The organism is Aestuariimicrobium soli (genome assembly GCF_051192575.1).
Classification (GTDB): Bacteria; Actinomycetota; Actinomycetes; order Propionibacteriales; family Propionibacteriaceae; genus Aestuariimicrobium; species Aestuariimicrobium soli.
Genome location: NZ_JBPJSQ010000006.1, coordinates 44,898 through 56,114, shown reverse-complemented (window position 1 = coordinate 56,114; position 11,217 = coordinate 44,898). Strand labels below are relative to the sequence as shown.

The 11,217-nt window shown below is 70.2% G+C and carries 15 protein-coding genes and 1 pseudogene; 9 read left to right on the top strand and 7 right to left on the bottom strand.

Features of this window, described 5'->3' with window-relative positions:
- Window positions 1-32 precede the first annotated feature (32 nt).
- Together ACSDQ9_RS07065 and ACSDQ9_RS07060 are read right to left on the bottom strand one after the other, a co-directional pair.
- Window positions 33-317, bottom strand: coding sequence for an NAD-dependent epimerase/dehydratase family protein (locus tag ACSDQ9_RS07065; RefSeq protein WP_435145439.1), 285 nt, complete (start codon window positions 315-317; stop codon window positions 33-35).
- On the bottom strand, window positions 314-676 hold the full coding sequence (locus ACSDQ9_RS07060; protein WP_435145436.1) for an NAD-dependent epimerase/dehydratase family protein: 363 nt from the start codon (window positions 674-676) through the stop codon (window positions 314-316). Before ACSDQ9_RS07060 ends, ACSDQ9_RS07065 begins: the two co-directional genes overlap by 4 nt.
- Here ACSDQ9_RS07060 and ACSDQ9_RS07055 point away from each other — a divergent pair.
- A pseudogene (locus tag ACSDQ9_RS07055) lies at window positions 602-898 on the top strand (TetR-like C-terminal domain-containing protein); the annotation flags it as partial. The gene ACSDQ9_RS07060 and the pseudogene ACSDQ9_RS07055 overlap by 75 nt on opposite strands.
- A gap of 29 nt (window positions 899-927) precedes the next feature.
- Window positions 928-1,089, top strand: coding sequence for a hypothetical protein (locus ACSDQ9_RS07050; protein ID WP_435146356.1), 162 nt, complete (start codon window positions 928-930; stop codon window positions 1,087-1,089).
- Window positions 1,090-1,095: 6 nt separating this feature from the next.
- On the opposite strand, the gene ACSDQ9_RS07045 is transcribed toward ACSDQ9_RS07050, so the two are convergent.
- Both ACSDQ9_RS07045 and ACSDQ9_RS07040 read right to left on the bottom strand, forming a co-directional pair.
- Window positions 1,096-1,959 carry a DUF4097 family beta strand repeat-containing protein gene (locus ACSDQ9_RS07045; RefSeq protein WP_435145433.1) on the bottom strand — a complete coding sequence of 288 codons (864 nt, stop codon included), beginning with the start codon at window positions 1,957-1,959 and terminating at the stop codon, window positions 1,096-1,098.
- A 14-nt stretch (window positions 1,960-1,973) separates the two neighbouring features.
- Complete coding sequence (locus tag ACSDQ9_RS07040) at window positions 1,974-2,429, bottom strand: toxin-antitoxin system HicB family antitoxin (RefSeq protein WP_435145430.1); 456 nt, start codon at window positions 2,427-2,429, stop codon at window positions 1,974-1,976.
- 150 nt (window positions 2,430-2,579) lie between these two features.
- Between ACSDQ9_RS07040 and ACSDQ9_RS07035 the strand changes: the two genes are divergently transcribed.
- Both ACSDQ9_RS07035 and ACSDQ9_RS07030 read left to right on the top strand, forming a co-directional pair.
- On the top strand, window positions 2,580-3,332 hold the full coding sequence (locus ACSDQ9_RS07035) for a spermidine synthase (RefSeq protein WP_435146328.1): 753 nt from the start codon (window positions 2,580-2,582) through the stop codon (window positions 3,330-3,332).
- A gap of 30 nt (window positions 3,333-3,362) precedes the next feature.
- Window positions 3,363-4,013: a class E sortase gene (locus ACSDQ9_RS07030; protein ID WP_435145427.1), complete on the top strand. Its 651-nt coding sequence runs from the start codon at window positions 3,363-3,365 to the stop codon at window positions 4,011-4,013.
- A gap of 6 nt (window positions 4,014-4,019) precedes the next feature.
- On the opposite strand, the gene pyrE is transcribed toward ACSDQ9_RS07030, so the two are convergent.
- On the bottom strand, window positions 4,020-4,553 hold the full coding sequence (gene pyrE / locus ACSDQ9_RS07025; RefSeq protein WP_435145425.1) for an orotate phosphoribosyltransferase: 534 nt from the start codon (window positions 4,551-4,553) through the stop codon (window positions 4,020-4,022).
- A gap of 114 nt (window positions 4,554-4,667) precedes the next feature.
- On the opposite strand from pyrE, the gene ACSDQ9_RS07020 reads away from it, so the two are divergent.
- Window positions 4,668-5,699: a LemA family protein gene (locus tag ACSDQ9_RS07020; RefSeq protein WP_435145423.1), complete on the top strand. Its 1,032-nt coding sequence runs from the start codon at window positions 4,668-4,670 to the stop codon at window positions 5,697-5,699.
- Between the two features lie 167 nt (window positions 5,700-5,866).
- On the opposite strand, the gene ACSDQ9_RS07015 is transcribed toward ACSDQ9_RS07020, so the two are convergent.
- Window positions 5,867-6,577, bottom strand: coding sequence for a DedA family protein (locus ACSDQ9_RS07015; RefSeq protein ID WP_435145420.1), 711 nt, complete (start codon window positions 6,575-6,577; stop codon window positions 5,867-5,869).
- A gap of 72 nt (window positions 6,578-6,649) precedes the next feature.
- Here ACSDQ9_RS07015 and ACSDQ9_RS07010 point away from each other — a divergent pair, with 72 nt between their 5' ends.
- From ACSDQ9_RS07010 to ACSDQ9_RS06995, 4 genes are all read left to right on the top strand, one after another.
- A complete protein-coding gene (locus ACSDQ9_RS07010; protein WP_435146326.1) occupies window positions 6,650-7,258 on the top strand; it encodes a TrmH family RNA methyltransferase in 609 nt (202 codons plus the stop codon).
- A gap of 39 nt (window positions 7,259-7,297) precedes the next feature.
- On the top strand, window positions 7,298-7,840 hold the full coding sequence (locus tag ACSDQ9_RS07005) for a hypothetical protein (RefSeq protein WP_435145417.1): 543 nt from the start codon (window positions 7,298-7,300) through the stop codon (window positions 7,838-7,840).
- Between the two features lie 126 nt (window positions 7,841-7,966).
- Entirely contained in the window at window positions 7,967-8,992 is a 1,026-nt protein-coding gene (gene fbaA / locus ACSDQ9_RS07000) for a class II fructose-bisphosphate aldolase (protein WP_435145415.1), read from the top strand.
- Between the two features lie 140 nt (window positions 8,993-9,132).
- Complete coding sequence (locus ACSDQ9_RS06995) at window positions 9,133-10,437, top strand: hypothetical protein (protein WP_435145412.1); 1,305 nt, start codon at window positions 9,133-9,135, stop codon at window positions 10,435-10,437.
- Here ACSDQ9_RS06995 and ACSDQ9_RS06990 read toward each other — a convergent pair.
- Window positions 10,394-11,164: a dienelactone hydrolase family protein gene (locus ACSDQ9_RS06990; RefSeq protein WP_435145410.1), complete on the bottom strand. Its 771-nt coding sequence runs from the start codon at window positions 11,162-11,164 to the stop codon at window positions 10,394-10,396. The genes ACSDQ9_RS06995 and ACSDQ9_RS06990 overlap by 44 nt on opposite strands.
- Window positions 11,165-11,217 lie beyond the last annotated feature (53 nt).

The window sequence follows — 11,217 nt, the reverse complement described above, 5'->3', positions numbered from 1 at the left end:
GCGTGGACGACGGCGTCGCGGGCGGGGTTGTCCTACAGCTCGGGAAGGCCGGCCGCCCGCACCATGGCGGCGGCCAGGTCGGGCACGTACGTCCACGAATGCGGCTGACGAGGGTTGCCGATCATGGTCAGAGTGCGCTCCTTCAACAGCGGGACCATCAACCGCTCCCCGGCATGAGCCCCCCGCACACGCGGCCCGTAGAAGTCCGAGGCCACCACGCTGACGGTCGCGGTCGGGCTGGCCGATCGGGCTCGCAGCAGGTCGGAGCGCACCCCGGCCTTGCCCCCCGCCGCGACCCGCGGCGAGGCCTCGGTCATCGTCCGGCCGTGGGTGTCGCCGTAGGAGTACAGGCTCTCGGGAAGATCGCCGGCAGGTCGTGGTCGCCGGCTGCGGCCAGCACCACCCGTTCGGCGGCGGGCAGCTCGCGACGCCAGACCTGGGCGTCGTAGGCCGAGCCATGAATGCAGTGGAACACCGCGCTGCCGGGGCCGGCCCCCTCGAGAGCGGCGTCGAGCGCGGTGCGGTCGTTCACGTCGGCCCGGCGGCGTTCGATCAGGGGGTGGTCGGGCCCGCTGCCCGAGCGGGTGAGCAGGCGCACGTGATGGCCGGCGTCGGCCAGTGCGAGGGCAACGGTGGCGCCGACGGGTCCGGCGCCGGTGACGAGCTGGTGGTTCATGACATCTGCTCACCCTGCTGCTGGTCGACGGCTACACCGAGGCGGCCGATGCCGTGGGAGGCGCTGGCCGGCCTCGAGCAGGCACCACCCCGGCAGCGGTTCATCGTCCTCGGTCGGACGCTACGGGAGTGGTCGGCGCGTGAACCGGCGACGTGGGCGCTGCTGCACGGCAGCCCCGTGCCCGGGTATCTGGCGCCGGTGGAGCGGACGACCGGCCCCGGCACGCGGGTGGTGATGCGCCTGGTGGAGATTTGGCAGGCCGCCCACGACGCCGGTGCGCGTGTTGGGTCGGGCTGGTCGGCATCATCTCGGCCGAGCGGTTCGGGCTGCTCGGCGGCGACACCGTCCGCGCGACGGACGACCTGTTCGAGTACCAACTCGCCCGGCTGGGCGATCAGGTCGGCCTGCGCTGAGGGATCTCAGCTGACGGGAGACGTCTCCCGCAGCGAGATGTCGCCGGTGACGGTGGTCGCCCGAATCTCGAGGTGATCGGCACCCTCGCGCGGCTGGCCCGCCCCCTGCAGGTTCGACGACACCCGCCCGGTCAGGGTGTTCACGTCGGTCCACACGGGAATGCCCGGACGAACGCCGATGGTGATGTCGCCGGCGGCCGTGTTGGCCTTGAGGCCACCCCCGGTGAGCTCGCGCACGGTGATGTCGCCCGAACCGGTGTTGAGCTTGGCCTGGGCCTCGGGTGCGGTGTGCACGGTGGTGATGGTGATGTCGCCCGACCCGGTGTTGACGGTGCCGTCACCGGTCACGCGGGCCAGGGTGATGTCGCCCGACCCGGTGGATGCCTTCACCGACGCCGAGTTCTGGGCGACGCTGATGTCGCCCGACCCGGTGGTCAGCTCGAGGGTGCCGTGCACGGTCTGCACCGAGATGTCACCCGAGCCGGTCTTGGCCACCAGTTCGTGGGCCTCCGCGACGGTCACGTCGCCCTGGCCGGTGGTCATCCGTCCGCCGCCGAGGCGACCACTCACGCTGATGTCTCCCTGGCCGGTGTTGCCACGCACTCCCGAGTCGGCCGGCAGGGTGACCTTGATGCTCACCCGGTGGTTCTCGAACCAGCCGGCGCGCTGCAGGCGGCTCAAGTCGACCACCAGCTGGCCGTCGTCGAAGGTCGGCGTGAACGGGGTGAGGTCGAGCTCACGCTCGCTCTGCAGGTCGACGGTCGCCTCGGTGACCTCGGGCCGCAGGTCGACGACGATGTCGCCGCGCTGGGTCGAGAGGTTGGCCTGGATGGGGCCCTCGACGGCGAAGGTGGTGTGTTGTGACGTCATGATGGTGCTTCCTTTCAGACCCATCCGGTCATGCGGCGACCGGGATGGTGGTTGGTGCGGGGGGTGAGGGCCTGGCGCACCGCGTCGGTGATCCAGGTGTTGAGGGATTGGCCGAGGCCGTTGGCAGCCTCGTCCGCGCGATTCTTGAGCGATTCGGGCAGGCGCACCGTGATGCGGGTCAGCGAGCTGTCCTCGTCGTCGACCACGGGCTGATGAGGGATTTCGGTGCCGGTGCGGGTCACCGCGAAGTGCGGATCCCGGCCGGCCATACGCACCTCGACCACGGTGTCGCCCAGGGTCGCGGAGAGTTCCGCGGCGGCAGTGGCGAGCAGGTCGACGAGCGTGAGTCGCACCGACGGATCGAGTGCGACGAGCAGACGAGCGGCGGCGGCCTGGGCCTCGTCATTGCCCAGCGATGCGGCATTGGCGAGGTCTCGGCGGAGCGCCTCGACGTGGGGAGCAAGTTCCATGACATCAGTCTGACGTCACAATGACGCCATGTCAAGACATTGATGACGTCACGTGGTGTCAGGTCGTCCGTGGGTGGCTCGTGACACCATCGGAGGGTGAGTTTCGAACTGCTGCCCGACCCTGCCCAGCCGGGGTGCTGGATCGTGCGGATGGGCACGACCGACCAGTCGCACGTCGACCCGGACGACCCCACCCATCTCGAATTCGACTACATGCAGCGCATCGCGGTGCACCTCGATCACCACGCTCCGCCGGGGGAGCGGTACCGGGTGGTGCACCTGGGCGGCGCCGGGCTGACCTTGGCGCGCTACGTGGCGCACACCCGCCCGACCTCGCCGCAGATCGTCTGCGAGCCCGACGAGGCCGTCACCGCGGCGGTGCGCGAACAGATCCCGCTGCCGCGCAACTCGGGCATCAAGGTGCGGCCCGTCGACGGGCGAGCCGGGGTGGCGGCGATGCCCGACGACTACGCCGACGTCGTCATCGTCGATGCCTTCGCCGGCGCGCGTGTGCCGGCCGACCTGGTCACCGCGGAGTTCTTCGCCGACCTGCGCCGCATCTGCCGACCCACGGCGCAGGTGCTGATGAACGTCACCGACACCCATCCCTTCGCCTGGACGAGGCGAGTGGTGGCCGGGCTGCAGCTCTACTTCGGCGAGGTGACGCTGTCGACCGAGTCGGCGACGTTGAAGGGACGACGCTTCGGCAACGTGGTGATCGGCGCCTCGCGGGCGGCTCTGCCGATCGATGCGCTCAACCGGGCGGCGGCGGGCGCGCCCTTCCCCTACCGCGTGGTGACCGGTGACCACCTGACCTCGCTCGTCGGCGGGGCGCAGCCCTTCCACGACGGCGCCTCGGAGCAGTCGCCGCCGCCACCCTCGGGACGACTCGCGTTCCTCTGAGCGCCCCGGCGGTCGGGCAGAATGGCGCGCATGCCCCAGCCACGCCCGAAGGACTCCGCCCGACACGGGTGGTGGCGGTGGACCCTGATCGGACTGCTGGTGGTTGCCGTGGCCGTGGCGGGGGTGGGCGCCTGGTTCGGATTCGGATCGGATCTGCTGGCCCGCAGCCGGGCGCGCGAGGCGATGTCGAGATTCGCCGCCGGCCCCGCCCAGGCGCCGGCGGAATCGGCCCAGGCTCGTCCGGGGCAGGTGATCGGGGTGATCACGATCCCGCGGCTGGGACTGACCTGGCCGGTCGTGGCCGGCACCGACCGGCTCGGTCGAGGGCTGGGTTGGAACCCCGGCACCACCTGGCCGGGGGAGCCCGGCAACGCTGTGCTCGCAGGGCTGCGGCTCACCGGAGGCTCGCCGTTGCGGCACTTCCCCGACCTGCGCACCGGTGACCGCATCGTCCTGCGCATGTCGGACGGCTCGGGTGCCCTGCGCACCCTGACCTACGTGGTGAAGGTGGCTCCCGCGCAGCTCACGGTCGACCGCGACGACACCTGGGTGATGGATGCCGTGCCCGGGCACCCGTCCGCCGTGCCGACCGAGTCACTGCTGACGCTGGTGAGTTCGCAGGACCTCTTGGCCACCCGCGAACGTTCGGTGGCCTTCGCGGTGCTGCAGCCCTCGGCCTGAGCCGGGTCAGCCCTGCTGGTCGGCGGCGTCGAGGTCGGCCCGGGTGAGCACCGAGCGCACCTCGAGGCCCACGTCGGCGAGCGGATTCTCGCCCGCGGGGGAGCGGTCGATGGCACAGACGACGAGCTCGACGATGGCCCCGGCCTCGCGCAGCGCCCGGGTGGCGTCACGGACGGCCCCGCCGGTGGTGATCACGTCTTCGACCAGGGTGACTCGGCGGCCGGCGACGTCGGGGCCCTCGGCCAGCTTGCAGGTGCCGTACGTCTTGGCCTGCTTGCGCACGAACAGCGCCGGCAGCCCGGTCTTCGCGCTCACCATCGTGGCGATCGGCACACCGCCGAGTTCCAGACCACCCAGCAGCTCGGTGCCCTCGGGAACCAGACCGACCATCTCGGACGAGACCCTCTCCAGCAGCGCCGGCTGGGCCTCGAACAGGTACTTGTCGAAGTAGGTGTCGGCGACCTGTCCGGAGCGCAGGGTGAAGGTGCCCCGCAGGCGGCAGGTGGCGTTGATGTCGTGGGCGAGGGTCGGGTCAGCCATGTCGCCGAGCCTAGGGCCTGAGCGCCCGGACGAGTGATCGCTGACCACATCGACCGCCATCGGGGTTCGCCGATCACCGCGGTCGGGACCCACCCGGGCGCTAGGGTTGCGGGCATGGAATGGGTCATCCTCATCGTTGTCATCGCGCTCATCGCGATCGCCCTGCTGCTCTTCGTGGCTCCCTACAACAGCTTCGTCCGCATGCGGAACACGATCCAGGAGTCGTGGCGCCAGGTCGACGTCGAGCTCAACCGACGCTACGAGCTGATCCCGAACCTGGTCGAGACCGTGCGCGCCTACGCCGCCCACGAGCGCAACACCCTCGAGGAGGTCACCCGACTGCGCAACCAGGCCGCGTCGCTGGCCCACCAGGGTGGCAACGGCGAGGTGCCCTCGGAGCAGCGGGCCCAGGTGGAGGGTGCCCTGTCGGGTGCCGTGCGCAACCTGCTGGTCTCGGTCGAGGCCTACCCCGATCTCAAGTCGAACCAGAACTTCCTGGAGTTGCAGCGCGAGCTGACCGACACCGAAGACCGCATCGCCGCCGGCCGCCGGTTCTACAACGCCAACGTGCGGGCCTACAACACCAAGGTCGAGCAGGTTCCCAGCAACATCGTGGCGAACCTGTTCCACTTCGAGAAGGCGACCTACTTCGAGGTGAACGACCCGGCGGTGCGTCAGGCTCCCGACGTGAACTTCGGCGAGATCAGCTACCGCGCCGGTGACCCCCAGTCGCAGCCGTCGGCCCCGCAGGCGCTGCCGCAGCAGGCCAGCCAGCCCACCTGGCAGCAGAGTGCTCCCGAGCAGGCTCCGCAGCAGCAGTACCAGCAGGCTCCCCAGAATCAGGCTCCCCAGAATCAGGCTCCCCAGTACCAAGCTCCCCAGTACCAGCAGTCGGCGCCGCAGCAGGACTACCAGGCTCCCCAGTACCAGCAGCAGGCTCCTCAGTACCAGCAGGAGCAGGCCCCGCAGCAGCAGTACCAGCAGGCCCCGCAGCAGGCTCCCGAGCAGGGGGGCTACCAGCCGCCCCAGTATCAGCAGGGTGGCCAGTACCAGCAGGGTGGCCAGCCGGACCCCCAGTCGCAGGCGACTCCTCCCCAGCAGGGTGGTCAGCAGGGCTACCAGCCGCCCACGTACAACCAGAACTGAGCCCATCCGGCCAGAACCACAGACCGGCACCACATCCGGCCAGAATCACAGACTGGCACCGAAACGTTCGGCCCCCAGGAAAATTCCTGGGGGCCGAACGTTTTCCTGCGAGTTTGCGTGCAGCGGCGGCGGGGGAGAGGTAGCGGGGGAGAGGAACCCCGAGGGCCTCAGGCCGCCGCCGACTTCCTTCGGCCCATCAGGAACTCCACCGCCATCGGAATCACCGAGACCACCACGACCGCGATCAGCACCATCTCGATGTGGTCGTGAATGAAGGGCACCTGCCCCAGGAAGTAGCCGAGCACCGTCACTCCGGTCGCCCACAGCACCCCGCCGACGGCGGTCCAGGCGATGAAGGTGCGGAAGTCCATGCGGGCGACCCCGGCGATCAGCGTGACGAAGGTGCGCACCAGAGGCACGAATCGGGCCAGCACCAGCGCTCGGGCGCCATAGGAGTCATAGAAGTTCTGCGTCCGCTGCACGTGCTGCGGGTCGAAGACCTTGCCCATGAACCCCGTCCGTGGCTTGAACAGGGCGGGGCCGACGGCTCGTCCGAGTTGGTAACCGGCGACGTTGCCGAGCACGGCCACCACGCTCAACACCACGCAACTCACCACCAGAGTGGTCACCGGGGATCCGTACGCGATGGCGGGGGTCTGGGTGCCGACGCCCGCGATCAGCATGCCGACGGTGAACAGCAGCGAGTCGCCGGGCAGCAGCGAGAAGATGCCGCACTCGGCGAAGATGATGATCGCGACCACCCACAGGGCCCAGGGGCCAGCGAGTTCGATGATGCGTTCGGGGTTGAACCAGCTGGGCAGGAGCAGCGGGTGCAGGGCCACGAGGCCGTGGGCCGCAAGGGTCTGGAGAGCAAGCACGGCCCAACGGTAGCTTTGGGCGGCGTGAATGACGTCACCGGCAGCGAACCCGAAGACCCCACGGCGCCCACCGTGGGCGTGGGCCCCCACCCGAGTCCCTGGCCGGTCGGACCGGAGTCGGATCCCGACCGTTACGACCCCGACCTGCTCGCCCACGGTGACCGTCGCAACGTGCTCGACCGGTATCGGTACTGGCGCATCGAGTCGATCGTCGCCGACCTCGACCGCAGCCGGTCGGGGCTGCACATCGCGATCCAGAACTGGGAGCACGACTTCAACATCGGCTCGATCGTGCGCACCGCGAACGCCTTCAACGTGGGCGGGGTGCACATCATCGGACGACGTCGCTGGAACCGCCGTGGGGCCATGGTCACCGACCGCTACCTCAGCGTGCACCACCACGCCTCGGTCGCCGCGTTCGCCGACTGGCTGCACGAGCGGGGCATCACCCCGATCGGGGTCGACAACCTGCCGGGCTCGGTGCCGCTCGAGACCACCGACCTGCCCGCGGACTGCTGTCTGGTCTTCGGGTCGGAGGGTCCGGGGCTGACGGACGACCTGGTGGCGGCCTGCGACCGGCTGGTCGCCATCACCCAGTACGGTTCGACCCGCTCGATCAACGCTGGGGCCGCGGCCGCCATCGCGATGTGGGCCTGGGCCCAGCAGCACCGACGAGGCTGAGCTCGGCCACCACCCCGCCCGCCCCTCTAGCATGGGCCCATGCAGACACCCGAGGCATTCGTCGTCGGCTTCAACCCGGTGGCGAGCGCGACCCGCGTGGCGAAGGCCCAGTCCCAGCTGAAGTGGTCGTTGTGGATGCTCGTGCCCTACGTCGGGCTCGGCATCGTCTACTACTGGCTGGGGTCGGGCCCTGGGCGCACCACCACGGTGATCAGTGCGCTGGCGGTCAGCTTCGTGATCTGGGCGGCCTTCCTCGTCTGGCGCATCGTCAACCTGCGGTCGGCCCGCGCCGCCCTGGCCAAGGTGGGCTCCGGTGAGGCCTTCCGCATCGCGCACCCCGGGCTGGTCGTCGCCGAGTCGGGCGAGCAGATCGCCTGGGGCGACATCGCCGAGATCAAAGCTGTCGGACGACCTGCGGGTGCCGGCCCCGAACTGCTGGTGCGCCATCGTGGCGGGGAGTACCGGGTGCCGCTGAGCTTTCTCGACGCCATGCCCGGCTCGATCGATTCCGCCCTGCGCGCCTATTCCGGGGGCCGACGCGGGCTCGACCTGAACGAGCTCGACAGCGTCTTCTCGCAGTGATCGCGCCACCCCGGCGGTGAGCCGCAGGCTCGTCCGTCACCCACATTCCGACCCCGGCACCTGCCGACGCCTGGGGTTTGCCAGAATGGGACTCGAAGGCAGAGTCCGCACGTAGAAAGAGGCACCATGCCCATTGCAACTCCCGAGGTCTACACCGAGATGATCGACCGGGCGAAGGCCGGTTCGTTCGCCTACCCGGCGATCAACATCACCTCGTCGTCGACCATCACCGCGGCCATCCAGGGCTTCGCCGAGGCGGGCTCCGACGGCATCATCCAGGTCTCGACCGGCGGCGCCGAGTACGGCTCGGGTGCCACCATCAAGGACATGGTCACCGGTGCCACCGCTCTGGCTGCCTACGCCCGCGAGGTCGCCAAGAACTACCCGGTGAACATCGCGCTGCACACCGACCACTGCCCCAAGGAGAAGCTGGACGGCTTCGTCCGCCCGCTGCTGGCCATCTCGGAGGAGCGCATCGCCCGCGGCGAGGAGCCCCTGTTCAACTCGCACATGTGGGACGGTTCGGCCGTCGAGCTCGGTGAGAACCTCGACATCGCCGCCGAGCTGCTCGAGCGCACCGCCAAGGCCAAGGTCATCCTCGAGATCGAGGTGGGCGTCGTCGGTGGCGAGGAGGACGGCGTCTCGAACGAGATCAACGACAAGCTCTACACCACCGTCGAGGACGGGCTCGCGACCGTCGAGAAGCTCGGTCTGGGCGAGAAGGGCCGCTACCTGACCGCCCTCACCTTCGGCAACGTGCACGGTGTCTACAAGCCGGGTTCGGTCAAGCTTCGTCCCGAGGTGCTCAAGGAGATCCAGGACGCCGTCGGCGCCAAGTACGGTCGTGACAAGCCGTTCGACCTGGTCTTCCACGGTGGCTCGGGCTCGACCCCCGAAGAGATCGCCGCCTCGGTCGACTACGGCGTGGTCAAGATGAACATCGACACCGACACCCAGTACGCCTACACCCGCCCGGTGGTGGAGCACATGTTCCGCAGCTACGACGGCGTGCTGAAGATCGATGGCGAGGTCGGCAACAAGAAGCAGTACGACCCCCGCGCCTGGGGCAAGCTCGCCGAGGCCGGCATGGCCCAGCGTGTGGTCGAGGCGTGCGAGTACCTGCGCAGCGCCGGCACCTCGCTCGGCAAGTGAGCTGACACCCTTCGGGGTGAACCGACGACGGGGCCGCTCCTTCGGGGGCGGCCCCGTCGCCCTGTCTCCCGACGATGCGTCGCCGGCCGAATCGGCGGATTTGTGCGTCGAGTCGTGAGGTGGGGCCCAGATGGGGGCCGATGTCGCACAATGAGAGGGCCGCGACGCTGGTCGGGGCTTTCAGCTCGGGGGTGCTGGCAATGGGGGATGGTCGGGGAGCCACGCTGGCCGCACGCTGCGGTGTCGTGGTCGTGGTGATGGCGTTGTCGGCGTGCAGTCTGGTCACCCGGGCGAGCACCGCCGGTTCGAGTGTGTCCGGAACGCAGGTCACGCCCTCGTCCGCGGCGAGCGGGGAGCAGAGCTCGGCGTCCGAGCCGCCCAACTCGAGTGCCGACCCGTCGACGGGTGGGTCTGCGTCCAGCACCAGCGCGCCGGGCGGGCCCACCTCATCAGCGAGTTCGTCCGCGGGTTCGGGTTCGGCGCCGTGGATCACCCAGCCCGACGGCTGGAGCGCCGTCACCGTGGGCGACGTCGACGGGCCCGTCGACCTGCGCATGCTGCACCTCGACGGCCGGTCCACCACGGTCAACCGGCAGCCGGCCGGCACCATCGCCGCCGACCTGTCGCCCGACGCCCGCACCGTGTTGCTGGCTCGCCCCGCAGGTGACGACGCCATGACGGTCACCGTGGTCGACACCACGACCGGACGAACCCTGCACTCCTTCACCGGGCCCGTGATGCAACTGAGCTTCACCCATCCGCAGGGGCGGGCGCTGGTGATGCGCACTCGTCCGGACGCGCCGTGGACGCGGGTCAGCCTCGACGGGGAGACCCAGGTGGCGTTCACGGGCGCCAGTGCCGAGCACCAGTTCGTGCAGACGGCCGACGGAACCCTCGGCGTGGGGGTCAGCGGCGACCACCGCCTGACGGTGCACGACAACGCCACCGGCAAGGTCGTGCGCACCGTGCGCTGGCCGGCGGGGGCCACCGAGTGCGAGCCGCAGCGGCCGTTGGAAGACAACAGCGTCACCGTCGGCTGCGTCGACGGGGTGGTGTCGCAGGTCTACCGGCTCGACCCGCGCTCGGGTGCGCTGGCCTCCCTGACCCAGAACCTGCCCGACCACGACTCCGGCTACGGCCAGGTGTGGCAGACCGACCGCGGGCTGGTGGCCGCCCAGGCCACCTCGTGCGGATCGGGGCTGGCGGGCTTCTTCGGCGCCGACGCGGGTGTGCCCGCCGGCCAATGGCGACCGATTCCGGGGGTGGGTGGCGAGAACGTCATCGTCGGGTTCTTCCGCGGAGGTCAGACCGTGCTGATCGCCACGGCCGGCTGCGGCGGCGACGGCCCCCTGCAGCTGATCGTGCGGGCCAGCGACGGCTCGGGGTCCCCGACGACGCTGGTCAGTGACCAGACGTCGGTGCAGCCGTGGGAGAAGCTGGGGTGAGGGTGCGCCGCAGCAGGTGCTCCAGCTCCCGGTAGTGCCGCTCAGCTCCGGCCTCGTCGTAGGAGCTGGCATCGCTCATGGTGTAGCCGTGGGGTGACCCCGGGTAGATCTCGTTCGAGGCGGTGAGCCCGGCATCGGCGAGCGCTCGTCCGAGGTCGGCGACGTTGTCGGGGGTCATCGAGCGGTCCTGGTCGGCGTGGCCGAAGACGAACTCGGCCCTGGCGTGGGCGAGCGCGTGGTGCGGGCTGTCGGGGGCGTCGGTCACCAGGCCGCCGCCGTGGAAACCGCCGACCGCGACCACCTGCGGGTCGATCCCGGCGGCGCGCACCGCCAGCCGGGCTCCCATGCAGTACCCGGTCACGCCCACCTCGTCGCCGTCGCTCGCCTCGCGCAGGGCGGCCAGATAGAAGGGGATGTCGTGCTCGGCGAGGTCGGCGGTCAGCGACTGCACCCGCGGGCCGGCGTGCTCGAAGAAGGCCGCCCGGTTCTCGGGAATCGTCAGGTCGGTGGTGGGCGAGGTCTCGGCCGCCGTGCCCGAGCGCCAGAAGACGTTCGGTGCCAGCACCGTGAACCCCCAGGACGCGATCCGATCGCACATGCGCCCGATCTGGTCGCGGAGCCCCAGAGCGTCCATGAACAGCAGCACCCCCGGGCCCGCTGGGGTGGGGGTGGAGAGCCAGGCCTCCACGGGAGTGCCGTCGACGTCAATGGTGATCGACTGTGCCATGCCGCCGACGCTACTCCGGCGTCGGGCGGCTTCGGAGAAAAGCGCGTGCCCCG